The sequence below is a fragment of the Salegentibacter tibetensis genome (assembly GCF_020164485.1).
Classification (GTDB): Bacteria; Bacteroidota; Bacteroidia; order Flavobacteriales; family Flavobacteriaceae; genus Salegentibacter; species Salegentibacter tibetensis.
On sequence record NZ_JAIQZA010000011.1, the window covers coordinates 68,873 to 92,680 of the forward strand.

Genomic DNA, 23,808 nt, shown 5'->3' on the forward strand with positions numbered 1-23,808 from the left:
ATGCTTTGTTCTTAATTATTGTTTTCTTCCTCATCAGTTAGCGCTGCACCTTCACCCTGAGACTCCTCAGCTTCTTCTTGAGCTCTTTCTACTTCAACAGGATTAGCTTCAGCAATAGAAGGATCAAAAGGTATTTCTTCACCGCCCTCAAGCTGGTTTTTAAGATACATCACATAATGAGTAATTTTCCAACGCTCTTCTTCACTGGTTTGTGCGGCATACGAACCCATTGTGTTTAGACCGTAATAAATCACGTGGTAAACGCTTCCTTCGGTAATAGCACGCCCGGCATCATCATAAGCAGGCACACCAAGTATTTTTTCCCTTTCAGCAAGAATACCCTGACCATCTCCATTGTCTCCATGACACACGGCACAGTAAATTGTATACAGTGCTTTCCCCTCATTAAGATTAGCTTCTGTATATGGCAAAGGATTACCAAGATTAGCTTTGGCGTTCGCCATGCCTTCAGGTGTATTTTCATATCCATAAGGCATCCATCCTCTTGGGATAGTTCCTTCTACAGGGAGTTTGGCTTCCTGTTCATTTACAAAAATATCATAAGCACCATAAGCTTCATAACCTACAGGTTCATACATATCTGGCATGTACTGGTAATTAGGCTCGTCACTATCTGCACAAGACATTACAACGCCCCCAACCAGGAACAATACTATCGCTTTATAGAACAAATTTCTCATTCTGTCTATTTATTATCTATTAGTTTAATTTCTGCGGCACCGGTATCGTAAAGGAATTTGGTTAATTCATCTACGTTATGATTTGCAGCATCAACTTCCATTAGGAACATATCATCGGTTGTTCTAACATCGGGATTTTCAGCTTGCTTAAACGGCCATAGCTTACTTCTCATATAAAAAGTAATTACCATAAGGTGAGCTGCGAAAAACACAGTTAGCTCGAACATAATAGGCACAAAGGCCGGCATATTTTCTATGTAGCTAAAACTTGGTTTTCCTCCAATATCCTGTGGCCAGTCTTCTATCATAATAAAGTTCATCATTACAACTGAAACTGTTAATCCAACAACTCCATAAAGAAAAGAGGTTATTGCCAATCGTGTAGGCTCCAACCCCATAGCTTTATCTAAACCGTGAACAGGCATTGGGGTATAAATTTCACCAATATGATAACGGGCCTCTCTTACCTGCTTAACAGCTTGTAGAAGCAGATCGTCATCATTATAAATAGCGTGTATAACTTTTGATGCCATCTTAATTACTTATTTTTTAGTTCAGTTGCCTGTGCTACCCAATCTTCACGTTGTGCCGAGTTAGGGAAGTTTTCTATTACTTCATCAAGCAATTCAAAATCATCCTTGGTAAGTTTGCTTACCTGAACATAGGTATAAAGACCTACCTGATGTAAACGCTGTTCAAGGAAAGGACCTACTGCCTTAAGTTTTTGTAAATCATCTGCTGTTTGATGCTCTGGATTGTAAGATCCGGTTCTCTCTAACATTTCATCTATTCTATCTTTCTGAACTTCTGAAAGTGTTAATGCATCTGCATTTACCGTCTCGTTATGCCCATCGTTTTCTTCATTATAAGCATCTTCATCACCCATTTTCTTATCAACTTTGGTAGCGATGTTTTTCTTAGGCTCGCCTATGTTAACCGGAGTGTAATGTTTTACATCATCTCCATGTTCTTCTCGTAGTCTTTTATACTTCGCACCAGAAGATTTAAGTATGGTTTTTACTTCGGCCTGCGCAATTACAGGGAAAGATCTCGCATACAATAGGAACAATACAAAGAAGAATCCAATTGTTCCAATAAAGATCCCTATATCTACAAAGGTTGGAGAGAACATAGTCCATGAAGATGGTAGGTAATCACGGTGAAGCGAAGTAACAATAATCACAAAACGCTCAAACCACATCCCGATGTTCACCACTATGGAAATAAAGAAGGAGAACATAATACTTGTACGCAATTTCTTGAACCACATGAACTGTGGAGAAAACACGTTACAAGTCATCATTGCCCAATACGCCCAGGCATAAGGCCCTGTTGCCCTATTTAGGAATGCATATTGTTCATATTCTACTCCAGAATACCACGCGATAACAAGCTCGGTAATATAAGCCACCCCTACAATAGAACCGGTGATCATAATTACTATGTTCATCAATTCTATATGTTGTATAGTTATATAATCTTCAAGATTAGATACCTTTCTCATAATAATAAGAAGAGTATTTACCATTGCAAATCCGGAAAATACTGCTCCCGCAACAAAGTAAGGAGGGAAAATCGTGGTGTGCCAACCCGGAATTACCGATGTAGCAAAGTCAAAAGATACAATGGTGTGTACCGAAAGCACCAACGGAGTTGCCAAACCGGCAAGTACTAATGAAACTTCCTCAAAACGTTGCCAATCTTTTGCACGTCCACTCCATCCAAAACTTAATATTCCGTATATCTTTTTGTTGAAAGGTGTAATTGCCCTGTCACGAATCATCGCGAAATCTGGAAGTAAACCTGTCCACCAGAATACCAAAGAAACCGAAAGGTAAGTTGAAATAGCGAATACATCCCAAAGCAATGGCGAGTTAAAGTTCACCCACAAAGAACCAAATTGGTTCGGAATAGGAAGTACCCAGTAAGCCAACCAAGGGCGACCCATGTGAATTAAAGGGAATAAACCAGCCTGCATTACAGAGAAAATAGTCATCGCCTCTGCAGAGCGGTTAATAGCCATTCTCCATTTTTGCCTGAATAGTAAAAGTACAGCTGAAATAAGTGTACCGGCGTGACCAATACCTACCCACCAAACAAAGTTGGTAATATCCCAGGCCCAGCCTACTGTTTTATTTAGTCCCCAGGTACCAATACCCGTGGAGATAGTGTAAATTATACAACCTACACCCCAAAGAAAGGCAACAAGTGCAATTGAAAAGACAATCCACCAGGATTTATTTGCCCTTCCTTCTACCGGTGCAGCCACATCCACGGTAATATCGTGGTAGGTCTTATCTCCGGTAACTAAAGGCTTTCGTATAGGTGCTTCGTAATGAGACATATCCTTTTTTAATTGATTTCTTTATTAATTTTATTAAGCTTCTGTTGTATTCCTTACTTTGGTTTGGTACATAACATTCGGTTTAGTACCTACATATTCCAATAAGTGATACATTCTATCATCTTCTTTTCTATCGCGAATCACAGCACCTTCATTGTTAATATCACCAAAAGTCATTGCTCCTTTATCACAAGCTGCAGAACAGGCCGTTTGGAATTCCCCATCCTCAATAACTCTACCTTCACGTTTGGCATCTAGAATGGTTTTCTGTGTTTTTTGAATACAAAGAGAACATTTCTCCATAACCCCTCTTGAACGCACTGTCACATCAGGATTAATAACCATTCTTCCAAGGTCATTATTCATATGGTAATCAAACTCTTCATTCTGAGCATAGTTAAACCAGTTGAATCGACGCACTTTGTAAGGACAGTTGTTAGCACAATATCTTGTACCTACACATCGGTTATAGATCATTTGGTTTTGACCCTGTCTTCCGTGAGAAGTTGCAGCAACAGGACACACAGTCTCACAAGGAGCGTGGTTACAGTGCTGACACATTACCGGCTGGAATACTACCTGAGGATTATCTGCTGGTTCTTCCAATTCCCCGAATTCAGAAAGGGAACTTCCCAAACCTGATATATTTTCTTTCTTATCAAGATCGTCTATAAAGCTATCTTCAGAAGAATAATATCTATCAATACGCAACCAATGCATATCACGAGAACGTCTCACCTCACTCTTTCCTACAACCGGAACATTATTCTCGGCGTGACAGGCAATAACACAAGCACCACAACCGGTACAGGCGTTAAGGTCTATAGAAAGGTTAAAGTGGTGACCAATACTACGGTCAAAACCGTCCCACATATCAACTTCAGGAGAAGTAACTGGTTTTTCAACGTGATCTAAAGAGACTTGAGGAACAGAATTCCATACGTGAGGATCTTTAGTATTAAAAACTTCAAGAGTTGTTTCTTTAATAATATCTCCACGTCCCATTAAGGTATTATGAAGCTGAACGGAAGCGAATTCATGCATTCCTGGAGCCTTTTCAATTGTTACAGATTGTACAGCGTTTAAATTCTTGTACAAAGGATAAGCATTTACACCTACCTGCATTTCTTCCTGCAAACCTTCTTTTTTCCCGTAACCAAACGCAAGTCCCACTGAACCTTTTGCCTGACCGGGTTGTATAAGAACAGGTACATTCTCTACTACAGTTCCATCTACAGTTACGTTAGCGTAGCTACCATTTAAACCACCATTAGAAGCGTGTTCATTTTCAAAGCCGAAAGCTTCAGCATCAGCCTTTGAAATTGTTAGATAATTATCCCAGGAAATTCTAGTTAAAGGATCAGGCATCTCTTGCAACCAGGGGTTATTGGCCTGTTCGCCGGCCCCCATAGATTGCTTTGTGTAAAGCGTTAACTCCATACCTTCATTTTCTGAAGGACGAGCTAGTGCGCTAACTGCAGCAGCCACATTAACAGATCCTGAAACTTCCGAAGTTTCAGCTTCTACAGGAGAGCTTGTATTAAAAATACCGTCGTGAAGCGCAGTATTCCAGGAAGGAATATTGTCACTCCAGGTTTCTTTAATGTAATCGTGATAAGATTTATCATTATCAGTCCATCTCAACAAGCAATCCTGAAACTGTCTTGTATCAAACAATGGCCTGATTGTAGGCTGCATCAAACTAAAGTCTGAAGCAGTATATTGAATATCACCCCAACTCTCTAAATAATGAGGAGTTGCAGCTACATATTTACAAAGTTTTGCAGTTTCATCTGGCTTCATACTAAAGGCCAGGGAAACATCTACATTAGCTAAAGCTTCAGCGAATTCTGCTCCATTTGGTAATGAATAAGCAGGATTCACACCCGCCATTAGCACCGCTCCAACAGAACCAGATTTCATATCTTCTACCGCCTGCATCACTTCTTCAGCATTACCCTGGCGAATCATTCTCGGATTATCGGTATTCATCACACCACTTCCAAGAGCTTCATTAATTTCAAGTACTAAAGCCTGGGCATTAGCATCAGGAATTCCAGAAACCACAACGGCTCCACTTCCGGCTTTTCTTAATTGACGAGCAGCTTTTACAACAGCATCATCAACATTAGAAGGCAAATCACTTGTAGAAGAACCACCAGAAACATAACCATATAGCGCGGCTAAAACAGCTTTTTGTTGAGATGGTGTAACAGGATAACGCTTATCGGCATTAGCGCCAGATAAACTCATATTAGATTCAAACTGAACATGACGGGACATTTTACCATTTTTCGGCACACGGGTTTTAGCATAACCCGCATCATAACCACCACCCTGCCAGTCACCAAGAAAATCGGCTCCAACAGAAACAATAGTTTCAGCTTTAGAAAAATCATAATTTGGTAACGCACGCTTTCCATATTTAGCTTGAAAAGCAGTCAATGCAGCATCTTCAGAAACCGTATCATATACTACGTGACGTACATTAGGATACTTTTCTGAAAATTCATTGATTAATTTTGTAGTTGATGGACTGGCGAAGGTTTGAGTCATCAAAACAATATCACCAGAAACATTATCAAGGGCACTTCCTACTACACGGTCAAATTCTTCCCAGGAAACATTTCTTCCTTCAATCATTGGGCGTTTCACCCTATTTGCGTCATACAATGACAATACCGAAGCATGTACACGAGCATTAACCCCGCCTTTAGACTTCGATAATTCGTTATTTTCAATTTTAATAGGCCTTCCTTCCCTGGTTTTCACCAGTACACTGGCAAAATCAAAACCATTTGCAATTGTAGAGGCATAGTAATTTGCTACACCGGGAACAATACGCTCTGGCTGCACTACATAAGGAATAGATTTAATAACAGGACCTTCACAAGCAGCCAAAGAGGCCGCTGCTGTACTAAACCCAACATATTTCAAGAAATCCCTTCTCGAAGTTTTTGAACTTTCAAGGGATTCTTTATCCCCAAGAAATTCATTAACCGGAATTTCTTCAGCAAATTCTTTTTGTTGGAGCGTCTCAACAACAGAGCTGTTTTCATTTAGCTCTTCAACACTTTTCCAGTATTTTTTGTTTGATGACATATATATCTAGATATTAACTTCTTAATTAACCCCGCACTACCGGGAAAAAACTTTTAGTAATGGCATTTTGCACATTCAAGGCCTCCCATTTGAGCTACAGTAAGCTCTTCTACACCGTATTTTTTGGATAATTCTTCGTGAATTTTCTCGTAATACTCATTCCCTTCCATCCTAACATTGGTCTCACGGTGACAGTTTATACACCATCCCATAGTTAAAGGAGCATCCTGATAAACCACTTCCATTTCCTCGATTGGTCCGTGACATTTTTGACACTGAACCCCGGCAACACTAACGTGCTGAGAGTGGTTAAAGTAAGCGAAATCTGGTAGGTTATGAATACGAACCCATTTTACCGGCTTCTCTTCTCCAGTGTAATCCTGATCTGCCGGACTCCAGCCTACAGCATCGTATAGCTTAGCGATCTCACCGTCGTAGAATTCTTTAGAATATTCCGCGGTAGCGGTTTCAGGAGCAACTTCAGAAATTGATTTATGACAATTCATACAAACATTTAGCGAGGGGATACCCGCTTGCTTTGATGTTCTGGCTGAAGAGTGACAGTATTTACAATCTATTTGATTATCTCCTGCATGAATTCTATGCGAATAGTGAATTGGCTGAATTGGCTCATAACCCTGATCAATCCCAACCTGCATAAAAAATCCGTAAGCAAAATAGCCAATTACCAGTAAGCCGAACACAGCGCTCACCAAAACAAGGAATTGATTTTCTACAAAAGATTTCCAGATTGGTTTTCTTTTTGGTTTTTCAGGAATAACAACACCGCTTGCCTGGGCAAAATTTCTTAGTGTTTTGTTTACAAGGAATAAAACCGCAAGTAGCATTACCAAAACAAAAAGCAGGATACCTAAAATAACATTTACCGATACCCCACCGCCAGAAGAATCTCCTCCACCAGATCCCGCTCCGGTCTGTGCCGCTTGCGGCTCTGGTTTTGGCTGCTCTACATAAGCAAGAATATCATCAATATCAGCATTTGATAATTGAGGAAAAGCCGGCATTGCAGTTTGATTGTACTCTTCGTAAATAGCAACAGCTTCATTATCTCCAGAAGAAATTAAATCCTGACTGTTTTTTATCCATTGATACAACCAATCCATATCGCGCTTTTCGGTCACCCCGTGAAGAGCAGGACCAATACCGGCAGAATATGGTTTGTGACAGGCAGCACAAAGTGAATTAAACAAGGATTTTCCATTCGCCGGATCCCCAAGATCTGACGCAGCTGCAGCAGCTTCTGAAGATTCTTCCGATGATTCATCGGTTTGCTCCTGGCCTTCGGCCGCGGCATCTTGCGAAGCCTCCTCCTGTGCAATTCCCAAAACGCTAAATGAGATAAAAAATGCTACACTTAAGAGCAATAGTCGCGAAGTTGAGTGGCGGTATTTCACCTTTTTCATATTATAAGTTGAATTAACGTCTTAACTTTGGTACGGTTTTTCAAAAGCTTGAAGCCTTAGTAATATTAACATTTCGCACCCTTAAATTCGGCAACAAAAGTAATACTTAAAGTCGATTTTAGGAATGTTACATAAGTGTTAATCGGTAATTTATACCGGTTCTAAATAATAAAAGCTGTCTTGTTTAAGTTATTAAATTATACTTTTGCCATAAACAAATAACTATGAGAAAATTAAGCATAAACAAACTACTTCTTTCTTGTTTTCTTTCAGGATTTACATTTCTGAATTTATCCGCCCAGGAAGGCCGAATAAATATAAGTGAAGACCATAAAATTTCTAAACTTTTAGAGTTAAAATCTGAAATGAGCAAAGACAATGAAATTGAAGATCGCTTTAAAATCCAGCTTTTTTATGGAAATAATGGAGAAGCAAATGATGTCATCAAAGACTACAGAAGCAAGTTCGAATACCCTTCCCTAATTGCCTACGAAGCTCCTAATTATAAGGTTTGGGTGGGTAGTTTTAGAAATCGCTTAGAAGCAGACAGAGCGCTTTTAAAAATAAAAGAAAGCTTTCCTTCAGCATTTATACCAAAACCCAGACGCAGATAATTTTTCACTAAAACTACTGAAGTTAAATGTGATTTTTCCAGCTGTTTAATTTCAGCTGGAAATCAAAGCATAAAAAAAGCGGCCATAAAGCCGCTTTTTTCTATTCAACATAAAACTTATTACTTAAGTTTCTTTTTCACTTCTACTTCACGGAATGATTCTATCACATCCCCTTCTTTAATGTCGTTATAATTTTTAACCTGGATACCACAATCGTAACCTTTAGCAACTTCTTTCACATCGTCTTTAAAACGCTTCAGCGAAGCCAGTTCTCCTGTATAAACTACTACTCCTTCGCGAATTAAACGAATTCCAGCACTTCTGTAAATCTTACCAGAGGTTACCATACAACCTGCAATAGTTCCAACCTTGGAGATTTTAAAAGTCTCCCTAATCTCTGCAGTACCTGTGATCTCTTCTTTAAGCTCCGGTGAAAGCATTCCTTCCATCGCATCCTTAAGGTCGTTGATCGCATCGTAAATGATTGAATACGTCCTGATATCTATCTCTTCCTTATCGGCTACCTGTCTTGCATTTCCTGCAGGACGTACATTAAATCCAATAATTACCGCATCTGAAGCCGAGGCTAGCAACACATCACTTTCTGTAATGGCTCCTACTCCTTTGTGAATAATATTCACTTGAATTTCTTCAGTAGATAATTTCAGGAAGCTATCGGTTAGTGCTTCTACAGAACCATCAACATCACCTTTCAGGATAATATTAAGCTCTTTAAAGTCACCTAAAGCGATTCTACGTCCAATTTCATCAAGGGTGATATGACGCTGAGTTCTAACACTCTGCTCACGTTGTAATTGGGTTCGTTTAGCCGCAATATCTTTGGCTTCACGCTCATCTGTCATCACCTTGAATTTATCACCGGCCTGTGGAGCTCCATCAAGACCTAAGATAGAAACAGGCGTTGCTGGGCCGGCTTCCTTAACTTCGTGCCCTCTCTCATCGTGCATTGCCTTTACCTTACCACTATGTCGACCCGCTAATACGTAATCCCCAATCTTCAATGTTCCGGTCTGCACCAGGATGGTTGCTATATAACCTCTACCCCTATCAAGGAAGGCTTCTACAACTGTTCCTGTAGCTACTTTAGAAGGATTAGCTTTTAATTCAAGAATTTCAGATTCCAAAAGAACTTTCTCAAGGAGTTCTTCAACCCCCAATCCTGTTTTAGCTGATATATCGTGAGACTGAACTTTACCACCCCAATCTTCTACAAGCAGATTCATTCCTGCCAGTTTTTCTTTAATCTTCTCTGGATTTGCAGTTGGCAAATCAGATTTATTGATTGCAAACACTATTGGCACACCTGCAGCCTGGGCGTGAGAAATAGCCTCTTTGGTTTGCGGCATCACATCATCATCTGCAGCGATAACAATAATCGCAATATCTGTTACCTGAGCTCCACGAGCACGCATCGCTGTAAAGGCTTCGTGACCCGGAGTATCCAGGAAGGTCATTTTTTGACCATTCTTAAGTTTCACGCTATAGGCTCCAATATGTTGGGTAATACCACCACTTTCACCGGCAATTACATTCTCTTTACGAATATAATCCAGCAAAGATGTTTTACCGTGGTCTACGTGACCCATTACAGTTACAATTGGCGCTCTGTCTTCAAGATCTTCAGGATTTTCTGGAATTTCATCTACAGTTTCTTCAATGTCAGCAGTTACAAAATCTACTTCATAACCAAATTCATCTGCAACAATAGAAAGCGTTTCCGCATCCAATCGCTGATTCATCGTTACCATCATTCCAAGAGACATACAGGCAGAAATCACTTTCGTTACCGGCACATCCATCATTGTAGCAACTTCACTTACGGTTACAAATTCAGTAACTTTAAGTACTTTACTATCAGTTTCCTGCTGTGCGAGATCGTCTTCTGATCGTTGACGATGCTGATCCCTTTTATCTCTTCTATATTTAGCTCCTTTACCTTTACCAGATTTACCCTGAAGTTTTTCAAGGGTTTCACGAACCTGCTTTTGAACTTCTTCTTCACTAGGCTCTTCTTTAGTAATAGGTTTTGCTCTTTTTCTGGCTCCTCCTTTTTTAGGACCTTGATTTGAAGCTCCAGGCTTCACGTCCTTACTAATTCTACGACGACGTTTTTTACGCTTTTCTTTCTCTTTTTTCTCCTCAGCAGCTTTCTTCTCGTCTTTCTTCTTTTCCGGTTTTTTGAATTGAGAAAGGTCAATTTTCTTTCCGGTAAAATTAGGACCGTTAAGCTTGGTGTAATTAGTTTTATGAGTCATAGACTCTGGCTCCTTAGGCTCTTCATCAGCCGCCGCCGCAGGTGCTTCTTCTTTAGGCTCTTCTTCAGTCTTTTTCTCCTCTTTAGAAGGCGTTTCCTCCTTAGGCTCTTGAGGTTCAGGCTTTTCTTCTTTAGCTTCAGGCTTTTTGGCTTCCTCGGGCTGTTCAGGTTGCGCTGGCTCTGGCTTTTCCTCTTCTTTTTCGGCTTTTTTCTCCGGTTTTTTATCCAGATCAATCTTACCAACTTTCTTAGGACCGGCTAATTTTGCTCTGGAAGAAACAGCTTCTTCGTCTTTACGACGCTCGCTCTCCTTCTTCTCCTCGGCTTTACGCTTTTCTTCAAGCTCTCTTTCCCTTGCTAAACGCAATTCTTCCTTCTCCTTTCTCTTTTCTTCACCAACTTCTTTAGACTCGACTTTTTTAGACTTGTCGGTCTCAAATTCATCAGAAAGCACCTGATAAACTTCGGATGAGATTTTGGTAGTAGGACGCGCCTCAATATCGTGACCCTTAGAATTTAAAAATTCTACAGCCCGGTCTAACGAAATATTGAATTCACGTAATACTTTGTTTAGTCGCATTGTTTTTGCTTCAGCCATAAATTGCCCTCTAAATTAACCTCTTTTAATTATTATATATTCAATGAGTTTTTGACTACTCTTCAAATTCTTCTCTTAAAACCTTCACTACTTCGCGAATGGTTTCTTCTTCTAAATCGGTAAGTCTAATAAGGTCTTCCAATTCCTGTTCCAAAACACTTTTTGCTGTGTCCAGTCCAACTCTGGAAAATTCTTTAATTACCCAATCTTCAATTTCATCAGAGAATTCCTTCAATTCTACATCTTCCTCAACACCTTCTCTGAAAACGTCTATTTCATAACCGGTTAACTGCCCGGCAAGCCTAATATTGTGACCTCCACGGCCAATAGCTTTAGAAACTTCTTCCGGCTTCAGCATAACCTCTGCCGTCTTATTTTCTTCATCTAATTTAATAGATGTAATTTTTGCAGGACTCAAAGCCCTTGTAATATATAACTGATCGTTAGTGGTGAAATTAATCACATCTATATTTTCATTCCCCAGTTCACGTACAATACTATGAATTCTGGAACCCTTCATACCTACACAGGCACCAACGGGATCAATTCTATCATCGTAAGTATCTACAGCTACTTTAGCTTTTTCTCCTGGTACACGAACCACATTTTGGATGGTAATCAAACCATCAAAAACTTCAGGAATCTCCTGTTCAAACAGTTTTTCAAGGAAAACCGGAGCGGTACGTGAAAGTATAATCGTAGGCTTATTACCTTTAAGCTCCACACTTTCTATTATTCCTTTTACATTATCTCCTTTTCTGAAAAAGTCTGAAGGAATCTGGCGATCTTTTGGTAAAACAATCTCGTTGCCTTCGTCGTCTAACAAAATAATAGCTCTGTGCCTAATATGATGAACTTCTGCGGTGTAAATTTCACCTTCAAGCTCTTTAAAGTGCTTGAAAATATTAGTATTGTCGTGTTCGTGGATTTTTGAAATAAGATTTTGCCTTAAAGCTAAAATCGCACGACGCCCCAAATCTACAAGTTTTACTTCTTCTGATACATCTTCACCAACTTCAAAATCGGGTTCAATTTTTCTAGCTTCAGTAAGGGAGATTTCCTGATTTGGATCTTCTACCTCACCATCAGCCACTACAACCCTGTTTCTCCAAATTTCAAGATCTCCTTTGTCTGGGTTTACAATAATATCAAAATTATCGTCTTCACCATACTTTTTCTTTAAAGCACTTCTGAACACATCTTCAAGGATGGCCATAAGCGTTACACGATCTATCAATTTGTCATCCTTAAATTCTGAAAATGACTCAATCAAGGCGATATTTTCCATATCAATTTGAGGTTAAAATGTTATGATAACTTTAGCGTCAGTAATTTCAGAATATGGCAAAACCGCTTCTTTTTCTACGGTATGCTTTCCCTTTCCTACGGGTTTTGGCTCTCTGGCTTTCCAGTTAAGCTTAATTCCGTCCTGATCTACTTCAGTTAAAGTTGCTTCAATTTTTTCGTTATTGGTAGTCACCTGTAGTTTTCTACCCAGGTTTTTCCGGTATTGCCGTTCCAGGCGTAAAGGTTCAGAAACTCCTGCCGAGCTAACTTCCAAAGAAAAATCCTCTTCCTCTCTATCCAGATTGTGTTCAATTTTACGGCTTACCGCAATACAATCATTGACAGAAACCCCACTATCACCATCTATCACAACAGAAATCTTGTTGTCATTAGTAATATTTAGGTCTATTAAAAATAGTGAATTATTTTCCTGGAAAGCTTCCTTCAACAAATTTTCTACTTTATCCTGCAACATAGCTATAAAAAGAGGGGACTTTATGTCCCCTCGCTGTACTTTTTTAGTTTCAACGCTGCAAATATAATAATAATTTCAGAGAAAGAAAACCAGACTTTAAATGAAATTTTATTCTTAACTTTAATAAAGCAATCATTTTTAATCTTTTAGAGTAAATTGATGAAAAAAATACTTGTTCCCACCGACTTTTCCGATACCGCCGAGCACGCACTAAAAATAGCCGCGCAACTGGCGAAAAAACATAATAGCGAGATCTATCTTATGCATATGCTAGAACTCCCTATGCAACTTATAGACCCAGTGGGTGGTAGCAACAGTCAGAATTTACCGGAATCTATTTTTTTTATGAAACTGGCCCACCAGCGTTTCGCCAAACTTATGGAAAGACCCTTTCTAAAAGATATAAAGGTCCATGAAACCGTAATGTTTCACCAGGCTTTTGAGGGAATTATGGAAGTAAGTAAGCAATACAACTGTGATATTATAATCATGGGCTCCCACGGTGCCAGCGGATTTAAAGAAATGTTTATTGGTAGTAATACCGAAAAAGTTGTGCGCTCCTCTACCATTCCTGTGCTTGTAATTAAAAATGAGCACGAAAATTTTGAAGCTGAAAATTTTATTTTTGCCACAGATGCAGATGCCAGCAACAGGCATACCCTGGAGACCGCTTACAATTTTGCCGAATTAATTGAAGCCAAATTTCACTTACTTTTTATAAATACGCCCAATAATTTTATTACTAGCACAGAGGTTAGAGAACGCATAGAATATTTTGTTTCAGGCACCGAAATAAAAGATTACGAAATGCATATCTATAACGATGTGAGTGTAGAAAAAGGGATCTTGAATTTCGCTATGAAAATAGATAAAGCTCTAATTGGTATTAGCACACACGGACGCAAAGGCTTAGCACATTTTTTTAACGGTAGTATAAGTGAAGATTTAGTAAACCATGCTCAAATGCCGGTAGTAACTTTTAAGATCTAAAGAAAGGATTTTAAAGCTCCATTTCTAATATTTTTCCACAAATAATTCCAAAAAGACTTTGTTTGGGTGCGCTCGGTTTCTATGTTTTTCTCTTCTTTTTCTTCTGAAGTAGCATCATTGTTCACAATTAAATTTGCTATAGCAGAAAGCAACTTATTCTCTTCTTCACCGTCCTCCTTAAGCACCTCAACTTTAAAATCTCTATAGACCAGTTTCATATCACCTTCAGATTTAATGTTATTGCCCGTAAAATTAAATTGCATATCCCTAATTCCACCTTCAGCTTTTACATTTAGAGCAGGCTCCATAAATTGATTGATCCCTTCACTGGAGATCCTATCCATTTGTCCCGAAATTGAAAATACATCAGCTTTATTTGAAATATCAAAATTCCAGTTAACACTAAGCTTAGCCTCTCCCATAAATTGGGTATGTACATCAATATCTGTTCGCGGAAAGTCTTCAGGCTCCATCTCCACATTACTAAGATTATAAATACTAGCATTAAGTTTTTTAAAAGTTACCTTTCCGGGACCTCTTTTTGGCTTTACCAGTTCTTCATATTGTATGGCAAGGTTTTCAACCCGTATAGTATCGAGTTTTAACTTAAAGGGTAACTCTCTAATCATTTTACTGTACATGGGTTTTTGACGGGTATCGTCTTTCACCTGCTTATCCCGATAAATTTTAATATCCCCATCTGAAATTCTTGTATTATTACTTTCCAGGCTCAGCGAATCATTTTCAAAACTCCAGTTAAAGGATTTAAGGGTAAATTCCCCCAGGCTTAAGTCAAACCTATCTTTCTCATACGGAATATGTTGCTGAAATTCCTGTTTCCCATATAATGGTTCAATGTTAATCTTGCTAAAACTAAGGGCGTTCCCATCCATTTCCATTTTCTCAACATACATATCGTGCTGGTCGTTGAGATTAAAAAACAAACTATCTGAAGTCAACTGAAGCTGCTCATAATAAAACGGAAGTCCGTTTTTCAAGGACTCCTGGTCTATGCTTACATCTTTTAACTTAAGTGATGGAAACCTTGCAAAAAGCTGCTCCTTAACCGAATCGTTTTTAGCCATTTTAAAATTTCCGTCAACGATCTCTACCGATTTAATTAATAACTCTATTTCTTTTGATTTTCCATCCTTGGAACTATCCTGCTCTTTTTCTGTTTCAGTATAGATTGTTATTTCAGGATTTGTAAATTTTAAAGTGGAAATTTCAATTTTATTGCTGCTTAGATATTTAAAAATATCAATCCCATCCAGCTTTATTTCTCCAACAGAAATCTGCGCCCCATCTTTGTCGTAAACCGGGCTACTTATGGAAGCGCTTCTACCTAAGATACTTGCATTTAGCTCTTCATATTCAAATTCATCCCCGCTTAGATTTTCTTCCAGGGCAGTCTCCATCTTATTCTCAATAAACATATTACCGGCAAGTACAGCAACGGCTAATACAATAAGAATAATAACAAAACTGAGAATTATTTTAGATCCCTTTTTCAAAATAGCTTTTTTTAATAACGGGAATTTACAATTTCAAAACACTTAGATTCATTGTTTAAGAGTTTTTAACTTAAAAATTTAACCCCAAAGTTTTGTTTGCGTTAAATTTTAGCAAAAGCCGGTAAGCACCAAATTTTCAATGGTTTTTGATTGTATATTTGCCTCAAAACTAACAGAAATTATGATTTTTAAACTTAGCATTAAAATAGTATTCATAGCCGTAGAAATTTTTCTTGCGGTGTATAGTTTTGTGCTAAGCGACAGTCTACTTGTTAAATTTCTGTTTTTTGCGGTAACCGCAGTAATTATTGCTTTTTCTGTAACCAAAATAACCAATAAGTTACTACCTGTTGATAAAGATAATATTTCTTCAGAAGAAGAAAATGAAGATTAAGCATTCAAAGTGTTCAAGATTTATAATCCGGGAGATTTATTCTTCCGGATTTTTTATATATTAAAATTTCCATGAAAGTAATTTGCATTTCAGACACTCATAATAAACATGAGGAAATACCAATTCCCGATGGTGATGTTTTAATTCATGCAGGAGATATTACCGAAGGTGGAACCAAAAGAGAGGTAATTGATTTTTTAAAGTGGTTTTCTGCACAGTCACATCAATATAAAATTTTTATAGCCGGAAACCACGATTTCTATTTTGAGAAAAATAGTGAGGAAGATATCAATGAAATTATTCCGGAAAATGTTCATTATTTAAAGGATAGCGAAATCATTATTAACGACATCAAATTTTGGGGTTCCCCGGTGACTCCCGGAGATGGCACCTGGGCTTTTAACCAAAAACAGGCACAGGAAATAAATAAACATTGGGAGCAGATCCCTGATGACACAAAGGTGCTTATTACCCACACTCCACCCTACAAGATCAAAGATGTTTTAAATAATGGAAGGCACATTGGTTGCGGTTCTTTAACACAAACCCTCCAAAATCGTGAAATTGGTTATCACATTTTCGGTCACGTTCACGATTCTTATGGAATTACCACAGTTGCTGGCACAAAATTTATTAATGCGTCTTGCCTCGATAATCAGTATAGATACCTTCACCAGCCACTAGAATTTCGCCTTAATTAGATACTAAAAACTTCTTTTTATCGTTATAAAGGATATCCCTTGATATTGTTGTAGTATTTTTCTTTCATCTCTTAGGCTCAAAAGATTAATTAAAACGTAAAAAGATTCTTTAGTCGTTAAATATTTGCTAATCATAGGTTTATTAAAACTTTTTTAACAAAGAAAAAGAAATCTAAGTGTAATTTAGCCATCACTAACACCTATAATACCAACACCTATGAAATACAGTACTAACCCAAACGCCACACTTGATGAAGTGAAAAATCTGATCTCATACAGTATTTATCATTTTGATTCAGAAGAGAATTCAAATTACAATCTTATGCATCGTGCTATTATCAAAAAATATTTTGATGCGAAAAATGTAAGAATTAACTACAATGATCAAACGGTTGACTTAAAAATACCCGTTGGAAAACGTAAATACACAGGAATCACTTTTGAATGTCAGGATTTAGAAAGATTTTTAAAATCCTGTTTAAGAAAAGATGAGAAAAGCATGGATTTCTACCAGGAAATCCTAAATCATTACAACATTTACCACGCCGCTTAATCTTTTAAGTAGCTAAAATTTATAGCCATACGCCCTACCGTATGGCTTTTTTATTATTCGATATTTAGTCAAATATCCATACTACTGTTTCAACTTAAATTGATTAATTTTGAAACTTTCAAGCTTAAAATTAAAAATTTAAAAAGTTTGTTTTCTTAACCTGTACTTATGAGTAAAAAACAGCAACCCACAGATCATAAAAAATACTTCATTTTTGAAAAGAAGAATTACCAATTTATGTTTATTGGGCTGGCGGTAATAGCATTAGGGTTTATACTTATGGCCGGGGGTGGCAGTGACGATCCAAACACTTTTAATCCAGACATCTATAATTTTCAGCGCATCCGTCTGGCTCCAACCTTGGTACTTCTTGGTTTTGCTATAGAAGTTTATGCTATTTTATTAAACCCCAAAAAGTAAACTACATTGAACGAATTAGATGCTGCCATTCTGGGAATAATCCAGGGGCTTACCGAATTTTTACCCGTTTCTTCCAGTGGTCACCTTGAACTCGGTAAAGCAATTTTAGGGGATAATAGTATCCCGAGTGAATCCTTACTTTTCACTGTTATCCTTCACGCCGCAACCGCATTAAGTACCATCGTGGTTTTTAGAAAAGATGTAGTTGAAATCTTTAAAGGTCTTTTCCAATTTAAATGGAACGATGAATTTAAGTTTTCACTGAAAATTGTTATTTCAATGATTCCTGCGGCAGTTATCGGGGTTTTCTTTGAAGAAGAATTAGAAAGCCTGTTTGGCGGAAATATAATATTTGTCGGATTTATGCTTATTATCACCGCCCTATTATTATGGCTGGCAGATAAAGCAAAGAACACCTTTAAACCGGTAAGTTATAGCAATGCTTTTGTGATTGGAGTTTCGCAGGCTATCGCAATTTTACCGGGAATTTCCCGAAGTGGCGCCACAATTTCTACCTCCGTATTATTAGGAAATGATAAAACAAAAGCCGCAAGATTTTCTTTTTTAATGGTAGTTCCTTTAATTCTGGGCAAGATTGCCAAAGATCTTATAGACGGTAATTTAATGGAAAGCACCACTTCTTTTTCGGTTCTGGCCATTGGCTTTATCGCTTCTTTTATAGCAGGACTCGCTGCCTGTACCTGGATGATTAGTATTGTAAAGAAAAGCAAACTCTCCTATTTTGCTATTTACTGCTTTATTGCAGGGATTGTTTCTATAGGCGTCGCTTATTATAATTAAAAATAAAATTTCCTCGAGAATTTCAAATCTCAGGAGAAATCAAATAACTTTTTATGACCGCAGAAATTGAAAAATTCACTCCTGAAGATTTTAAAAACGGCCAAATTCTGGTTTTTGACAAACCTTTGGAATGGACCTCTTTTCAGCTGGTTAATAAGGTGCGTTGGCTAATTAGGAAAAGCTGCGGAATAAAAAAAATAAAAGTAGGCCACGCCGGCACACTAGATCCTTTAGCAACCGGGGTTTTGGTAATCTGCACAGGAAAATTCACAAAAAAAATCCCTGAACTTCAAGGAACCGAAAAAGAATATTCCGGGACTTTCACCCTTGGTGCCACAACACCTTCTTACGATATGGAAACCGAAGTGGATAGAACTTTTGAAACAAGCCATATTGCAGAAGAAGATTTAGTGGGAGCAGCTCTTCAGCTTACCGGAGAAATAGCACAGACACCTCCGGTCTTTTCCGCATTAAAAAAAGAGGGGAAACGCCTCTATGAATATGCCAGGAAAGGAGAAGAAGTAAAGTTAGAAAGCAGACCGGTTACTGTTCACGAATTTGAAGTGGATGCACCCAGGTTTCCCGAAGTAGATTTCAGAATAGTTTGCAGCAAAGGCACCTATATAAGAAGTATGGCCAATGATTTTGGAATCGCACTTGGCTCTGGCGCATATCTTTCTTCTTTAAGACGTACGCGAGTGGGCGAATTCGCTATAGATGACGCTTTAGACCTTTCATCTTTTGAAAAATTACTACCTTCAGCATAAAATAAAACGCTTCAGGTTTTGTTTTATAGCATGGATTTTTTCGAAAAACATAAAGCCCTCATTATAACCGTACTCTTTTGTTCGGTGTTAATTCTTGGACTTTATAATTTCAACTTATCGCAGAAACAAAAAATTCAGCGGGAAATGCTGGTAGAGTTAGAAGAATATACCGCAGCAGAGGAAACCGAAGAAGAAATACCTGAGGAAGAACCAGAACTCCAAACCACACAAAATTCTCCCGAAACCCACAGGGCGTTTAATGAAAATCAGGAAGCCCGGGAAGATAATTTTAATCGGGAGCTAGATGAAATTTTAGAGCAAAACAGCGCCCGGCAAGAAGAAAGTTCGGAAAGTGAAACTGAAGGTTCTACGCAAGGTACTTTTGCTACCGGGAACAAATCAGAAACCAAAGAAAGATCTGATGGAGACGATTCTTCAAAAGATATTTCCACTCAATCTGGAAGTTTAAGAAATAGCTCTATTTCATTCTCGCTTCGCGGAAGAAATGCCATCTTTATTCCAAATCCTATCTACACTTGCGATATGCCCGGGAAAATCGTGGTAAATATTACGGTAAATGCTGAAGGACGGGTAATTGAAAACTCAATTAACAAAGCGAGCTCCAACTCAGATAACGAATGCTTAACAGAAAATGCACTGAAATATGCCGCAAATGCTGTATTTTCATCTCTGGCCGGAAAAAGCGAACAACCCGGGACGATTACCTACTATTTTAAACCTTAAACCGGCATGATGCTGGCCGAAAAAAAATTAGCAACATACAGGGAGATGATAATAAGCCTGTGAAAAATTCCCAGGTTGGGATTAAAATTATAAACTGATGAAAAGACTAAACCGTTGTGGCTGGTGTGAAGGCGACGAGCTCTATGAAGCTTATCACGATAATGAATGGGGCGTTCCTGTATATGACGACGATACCATTTTTGAATTCCTTATTCTCGAAACATTTCAGGCAGGTTTAAGCTGGATTACTGTTTTAAGGAAAAGGGAAAATTTTAGAAAAGCATTTGATGATTTTGACTATAAAAAGATCGCGAATTATTCCGAAGAAAAAATTCAGGAACTACTGGAAAACGCCGGTATTATTCGGAATAAATTAAAGGTTCGCGCCACCGTAACAAACGCTCAAAACTTTATAAAGATTCAGGAAGAATACGGAAGTTTTAGCGAATATATCTGGAGTTTTGTGGATGGAAGCCCCGTACAAAATGAAGTGGAGAATTATAAAGAAGCACCCGCGACTACTAATGTAAGCGACAAATTAAGCAAAGATTTAAAGAAAAAAGGCTTTAAATTTGTAGGCTCAACAGTAATGTATGCTCATATGCAGGCCACAGGTATGGTAAATGATCATGAGATATCCTGTTTTAGACATAAGGAAATTGAAAAACTGGAAAAAAAAACCGGGACTGTAGCGAGAATAACAAATTAACAAGCCTGTGTTAAATTCCCATACCGGAATTAAAATTATTAGCAGATGAAAAAACTATTTATAATAACATTTATACTTTTTACTGCCCTGGCACAAGCTCAGGATAAAAAGATAGAAAGAGAAGAAGGTATAGACCGGGAGGAAATGCCTGAGGACGCATTCTTTTTGATTGATAAAATTCCCGAGAAGGCTAGAAGGTTACGCTATTATTACCAGACCGATGGCGAAGAGGAGAGTTTCGAAACCAAGTTTAAATTTAAACGTTCTATTTTTAGTGTAGAATTTGGCAAAGACGGGAAACTACAGGATGTTGAAGTCACCTTAAAAGAAAAGCAACTTCCAGAAAAAACGCTCCAAAATATTAAAACTCATCTGGAGAAAAATCATGAGCGGCATAAGTTGGAGAAAATTCAGGCGCAATATTTACCAAATTCTGCAAGTGAAAGTTCTGCTGAAAAATTATTACTAAAATCCCTTTCATTTGATACGCAACAGCCCGATAATTATGAAATAATAGTGGCGGTAAAAAACAAGGGTAAACTGAAAAAATATGAAATGCTTTTTAATAAAAAAGGTCAATTTAAAAATGAACGGGAAATAATAAGAAACTCCTATGACTACCTTATATTCTAAAAAATCTTCATTTTTATTTTTCCTGATTTTTGTATTCCTCGGAATTCAAAACACTAAAGCCCAGGAAAACTTTAGCATGCTAATAGATCCCGATTTTACGATAAATATAGACCCTGATTCCCGCTGGTCTTATAACTTCAATTTATCTAACAGGGATATAATTTATGAAGACGGGGAGTACAACTTTGATGCTAAGCACCTTCAGCTTTCACATTTCACCAGTTATGAAGTTGGTTTTTATAGTAAGTTGAGTTTAGGTATAAGATACCGTTTTAAAGAAATTTTTGATAAGGATATTCAGGACGAAGTAAGAATTGTAGAACAGTTTGGACATTCCAGAAAATATAATTCTTTGAAGGTGGCTCATCGTGCGCGTTTTGAACAACGTTTAAGGGAGATCACTACATATAGAACCCGTTATCGATTTTCAGTAGAATTGCCTTTAAGCGGACAACGCGTAGACCCAAATGAATTCTTTATAATTGGAAATACTGAAGCTTTATTCAGCGTGGGAAGTGAAGAGCGGCCAAAATTAGAACAACGATTTTCCCTGGCCCTGGGAAATGAGATTTGGGCAAAAACCAAAGCTACTTTAGGCCTTCAATATCGCTATGAAGATTATACCGGAAATCCAGCCAGCGAATTGTTTATAACAAGTGAGGTTATTTTATCACTTTAAATCACCTAAGTATTCCAGAAATTCATCCCGTGAAATTTCTTCAGCGCCCAAACTTTCCAAATGTTGGGTATAAACCTGGCAATCTATAAGTTTTACGCCATCTTCCCTTAGCTTTTTAACAAGGGTGATAAATCCGTATTTTGAAGCATTGCTAACTTTTGTAAACATACTCTCGCCACAAAAAACTTTTTTATCGCTTAGGTAGATTCCATAAAGGCCACCCACTAAATTCCCATCCTGCCATACCTCTACAGAATGGGTTATATTAAATTCATGTAACTCAATATAACAATCTATCATTTCCCGGGTAATCCAGGTGCCGTGCTGCCCATCCCTCCTAATTTCGGCGCAGGCTTCTATCACTGCTTTAAAATCTTTATTAAAAGTCACTTCAAAAGCATTCTTTTTCAGCAACTGCTTCATACTTTTTGAAACTTTTAATTTCTCTGGAAAAAGAACCATTCTGGGATCTGGACTCCACCAAAGCAAAGGTTGGGAAGCATCGTACCAGGGGAAAATTCCGTGGTTGTAAGCGTAGATTAATCTCGGGATACTCAACTCGCCCCCAATAGCCAAAAGCCCCTGCTCATCGGCTTCAGAAATAGGTGGGAATTTCTCGTTATGTTGTAAAAAATGCAATTTTCAGGGATTATAGGTGAAACAGAAAAGTACAAAAAGAAAAAGCTTAGCCCTCTTAATAGGATGCTAAGCTTTTTATAATTTGAATTGAATTTTCTTCTTAATTTCCCTAGAACGGAAGATCGTCGTAATCTTCTTCATTTAGGTTATTTGCGGGCTCAAAATTATCTGGCGGCGGTACATTTTCCCCACCTGCTGATTGATCTGCCTGTAGGTTTTCTATTCGCCATCCCTGGATAGAGTTAAAATATTTGGTTTCGCCTTGCGGGCTCACCCATTCCCTGCCTCTTAGGTTAATCCCGATTTTTACCGGTTGCCCTACCTGAAAGTTGTTAAGCAAATCTGTTTTATCCTGAACAAATTCTATCATAATATGTTGCGGATACTGCTCCTCTGTAGTTACAACAACTTCCCTCTTTCTAAAACCGTTATTCCCAAAGGTCTTGGTTTCTCCAACTAATTTAATTTTGCCTTGTACTTCCATCTTACTCTGTTTTTGCTAATAATAATTTCCAGGCAGCATCGGTATTGTTTTCCTCTAAAAACAATTGTGCCCGGGTATGAATATCTTTCTTGTTATTTGTTTTCACTAATTCGGCCAAATCTTTATCTTCAGCTATAAAGCTTACAATTTCCTCGTCTTTTGGAAGTGTCTCCACATTCCCCAATTTACCTAAATCATTTCCAGTTAAGGTTTTACTTTCCCTAATTTCCGCAGGAATAGCGTCTACTCCAATCCCCAAACTAGAAAGTGGTTTTGGCACCTCGAACATTCCAAGGTTTGCGCGACTATACCAGTTTCCACCCATTCTGGCTACTAGATCTATTTTATGCTGATCTATAAATCCATCTTTGTCTAAAACACTTTCGTTGATATGCATTTTAAGGACTTCGCAGATCACCAGGTTTCCCGCGCCGCCTTCCTGGCCGGTTTCAATAACCTGTTTCACCTTACATTCAAATTGCACCGGTGATTCAGCCACCCGAAAGGGTTTTACAAGTTCAGACTTTAGCATTGAAAATCCTGCTTTTTCGAACTCATTTACACCTTCGGCATATTCGGTACTGGAAAGGGACATTTGCTGCACAATATCGTAATTTACAATATTGATCACTACCTCATCTATATTTTTAACATTAGTGTAGGTATGCTTTACCGTATTATCCCGGCCCCTTCGTGCAGGGGAAAAAATCAATGTTGGCGGGTTAGATCCAAAAACATTAAAAAAGCTGAAAGGCGATAAATTTGGCCGGCCTTCCGCATCAATGGTACTGGCAAATGCGATAGGTCTTGGACCAATGGCACCTAGCAAATAACGATGAAGCTTGCCCGTGCCCACCTCTTTAGGATCTATTGTAAGCATATATATTTTTTGGCAAAGGTAACGAAACCAACAAGGAATGAAAAGCTACAGCACGCAATAAAATTCGTTTAAAAACGCTT

At 38.1% G+C, this 23,808-nt stretch carries 24 protein-coding genes; 12 read left to right on the plus strand and 12 right to left on the minus strand.

Annotated elements, in window-relative coordinates:
• Window positions 1-11 precede the first annotated feature (11 nt).
• From LB467_RS07700 to LB467_RS07720, 5 genes are read right to left on the minus strand one after another with little or no spacing between them, the layout of a single operon-like run.
• The gene (locus LB467_RS07700; RefSeq protein WP_224473455.1) at window positions 12-701 is read right to left on the minus strand and encodes a c-type cytochrome; all 690 of its coding nucleotides are present in this window, start codon (window positions 699-701) and stop codon (window positions 12-14) included.
• Between the two features lie 5 nt (window positions 702-706).
• Window positions 707-1,234, minus strand: coding sequence for a DUF3341 domain-containing protein (locus tag LB467_RS07705; RefSeq protein WP_224473456.1), 528 nt, complete (start codon window positions 1,232-1,234; stop codon window positions 707-709).
• A gap of 5 nt (window positions 1,235-1,239) precedes the next feature.
• The gene (gene nrfD / locus LB467_RS07710) at window positions 1,240-3,045 is read right to left on the minus strand and encodes an NrfD/PsrC family molybdoenzyme membrane anchor subunit (protein WP_224473457.1); all 1,806 of its coding nucleotides are present in this window, start codon (window positions 3,043-3,045) and stop codon (window positions 1,240-1,242) included.
• A gap of 33 nt (window positions 3,046-3,078) precedes the next feature.
• Window positions 3,079-6,147, minus strand: coding sequence for a TAT-variant-translocated molybdopterin oxidoreductase (locus LB467_RS07715; protein WP_224473458.1), 3,069 nt, complete (start codon window positions 6,145-6,147; stop codon window positions 3,079-3,081).
• A gap of 53 nt (window positions 6,148-6,200) precedes the next feature.
• Window positions 6,201-7,571: a cytochrome c3 family protein gene (locus tag LB467_RS07720; protein ID WP_224473459.1), complete on the minus strand. Its 1,371-nt coding sequence runs from the start codon at window positions 7,569-7,571 to the stop codon at window positions 6,201-6,203.
• A gap of 224 nt (window positions 7,572-7,795) precedes the next feature.
• Here LB467_RS07720 and LB467_RS07725 point away from each other — a divergent pair, with 224 nt between their 5' ends.
• Entirely contained in the window at window positions 7,796-8,185 is a 390-nt protein-coding gene (locus tag LB467_RS07725; protein ID WP_224473460.1) for an SPOR domain-containing protein, read from the plus strand.
• A gap of 119 nt (window positions 8,186-8,304) precedes the next feature.
• On the opposite strand, the gene infB is transcribed toward LB467_RS07725, so the two are convergent.
• Genes infB through rimP form a run of 3 tightly spaced genes read right to left on the minus strand, consistent with a single transcriptional unit; the run spans window position 8,305 to window position 12,820 of the window.
• Window positions 8,305-11,058: a translation initiation factor IF-2 gene (gene infB, locus LB467_RS07730; protein WP_224473461.1), complete on the minus strand. Its 2,754-nt coding sequence runs from the start codon at window positions 11,056-11,058 to the stop codon at window positions 8,305-8,307.
• 55 nt (window positions 11,059-11,113) lie between these two features.
• Complete coding sequence (gene nusA, locus LB467_RS07735; protein WP_224469658.1) at window positions 11,114-12,346, minus strand: transcription termination factor NusA; 1,233 nt, start codon at window positions 12,344-12,346, stop codon at window positions 11,114-11,116.
• A gap of 12 nt (window positions 12,347-12,358) precedes the next feature.
• Entirely contained in the window at window positions 12,359-12,820 is a 462-nt protein-coding gene (rimP, locus tag LB467_RS07740; RefSeq protein ID WP_224473462.1) for a ribosome assembly cofactor RimP, read from the minus strand.
• A gap of 159 nt (window positions 12,821-12,979) precedes the next feature.
• Between rimP and LB467_RS07745 the strand changes: the two genes are divergently transcribed.
• Window positions 12,980-13,810 (plus strand): universal stress protein, encoded by an 831-nt coding sequence (locus LB467_RS07745; protein ID WP_224473463.1) that lies wholly within the window; start codon window positions 12,980-12,982, stop codon window positions 13,808-13,810.
• On the opposite strand, the gene LB467_RS07750 is transcribed toward LB467_RS07745, so the two are convergent.
• A complete protein-coding gene (locus LB467_RS07750; RefSeq protein ID WP_224473464.1) occupies window positions 13,807-15,324 on the minus strand; it encodes an AsmA family protein in 1,518 nt (505 codons plus the stop codon). The two genes, LB467_RS07745 and LB467_RS07750, sit on opposite strands and share 4 nt — an antisense overlap.
• Before the next feature lie 181 nt (window positions 15,325-15,505).
• Between LB467_RS07750 and LB467_RS07755 the strand changes: the two genes are divergently transcribed.
• From LB467_RS07755 to LB467_RS07800, 10 genes are all read left to right on the plus strand, one after another.
• A complete protein-coding gene (locus LB467_RS07755) occupies window positions 15,506-15,718 on the plus strand; it encodes a hypothetical protein (protein ID WP_224473465.1) in 213 nt (70 codons plus the stop codon).
• Window positions 15,719-15,789: 71 nt separating this feature from the next.
• Window positions 15,790-16,419: a metallophosphatase domain-containing protein gene (locus tag LB467_RS07760; RefSeq protein ID WP_224473466.1), complete on the plus strand. Its 630-nt coding sequence runs from the start codon at window positions 15,790-15,792 to the stop codon at window positions 16,417-16,419.
• Between the two features lie 217 nt (window positions 16,420-16,636).
• Window positions 16,637-16,972 (plus strand): hypothetical protein, encoded by a 336-nt coding sequence (locus LB467_RS07765; RefSeq protein ID WP_224473467.1) that lies wholly within the window; start codon window positions 16,637-16,639, stop codon window positions 16,970-16,972.
• A gap of 168 nt (window positions 16,973-17,140) precedes the next feature.
• Window positions 17,141-17,392, plus strand: coding sequence for a DUF3098 domain-containing protein (locus tag LB467_RS07770; protein ID WP_079711187.1), 252 nt, complete (start codon window positions 17,141-17,143; stop codon window positions 17,390-17,392).
• 6 nt (window positions 17,393-17,398) lie between these two features.
• Window positions 17,399-18,193: an undecaprenyl-diphosphate phosphatase gene (locus tag LB467_RS07775; RefSeq protein ID WP_224473468.1), complete on the plus strand. Its 795-nt coding sequence runs from the start codon at window positions 17,399-17,401 to the stop codon at window positions 18,191-18,193.
• A 53-nt stretch (window positions 18,194-18,246) separates the two neighbouring features.
• Window positions 18,247-18,960 carry a tRNA pseudouridine(55) synthase TruB gene (truB, locus tag LB467_RS07780; protein WP_224473469.1) on the plus strand — a complete coding sequence of 238 codons (714 nt, stop codon included), beginning with the start codon at window positions 18,247-18,249 and terminating at the stop codon, window positions 18,958-18,960.
• 144 nt (window positions 18,961-19,104) lie between these two features.
• Entirely contained in the window at window positions 19,105-19,704 is a 600-nt protein-coding gene (locus LB467_RS07785) for an energy transducer TonB family protein (protein ID WP_224473470.1), read from the plus strand.
• A 97-nt stretch (window positions 19,705-19,801) separates the two neighbouring features.
• Entirely contained in the window at window positions 19,802-20,413 is a 612-nt protein-coding gene (locus LB467_RS07790; protein WP_224473471.1) for a DNA-3-methyladenine glycosylase I, read from the plus strand.
• Window positions 20,414-20,458: 45 nt separating this feature from the next.
• Window positions 20,459-21,046 (plus strand): hypothetical protein, encoded by a 588-nt coding sequence (locus LB467_RS07795; protein WP_224473472.1) that lies wholly within the window; start codon window positions 20,459-20,461, stop codon window positions 21,044-21,046.
• Window positions 21,027-21,725 carry a DUF2490 domain-containing protein gene (locus tag LB467_RS07800; protein WP_224473473.1) on the plus strand — a complete coding sequence of 233 codons (699 nt, stop codon included), beginning with the start codon at window positions 21,027-21,029 and terminating at the stop codon, window positions 21,723-21,725. Before LB467_RS07795 ends, LB467_RS07800 begins: the two co-directional genes overlap by 20 nt.
• Here the strand turns inward: LB467_RS07800 and aat are convergent.
• From aat to LB467_RS07815, 3 genes are all read right to left on the minus strand, one after another.
• Window positions 21,717-22,364, minus strand: coding sequence for a leucyl/phenylalanyl-tRNA--protein transferase (gene aat / locus LB467_RS07805; RefSeq protein ID WP_224473474.1), 648 nt, complete (start codon window positions 22,362-22,364; stop codon window positions 21,717-21,719). The two genes, LB467_RS07800 and aat, sit on opposite strands and share 9 nt — an antisense overlap.
• 109 nt (window positions 22,365-22,473) lie before the next feature.
• The gene (locus LB467_RS07810) at window positions 22,474-22,848 is read right to left on the minus strand and encodes a DUF3127 domain-containing protein (RefSeq protein WP_224473475.1); all 375 of its coding nucleotides are present in this window, start codon (window positions 22,846-22,848) and stop codon (window positions 22,474-22,476) included.
• A 1-nt stretch (window position 22,849) separates the two neighbouring features.
• Window positions 22,850-23,728, minus strand: coding sequence for a flavin reductase family protein (locus tag LB467_RS07815; RefSeq protein ID WP_224473476.1), 879 nt, complete (start codon window positions 23,726-23,728; stop codon window positions 22,850-22,852).
• Window positions 23,729-23,808 lie beyond the last annotated feature (80 nt).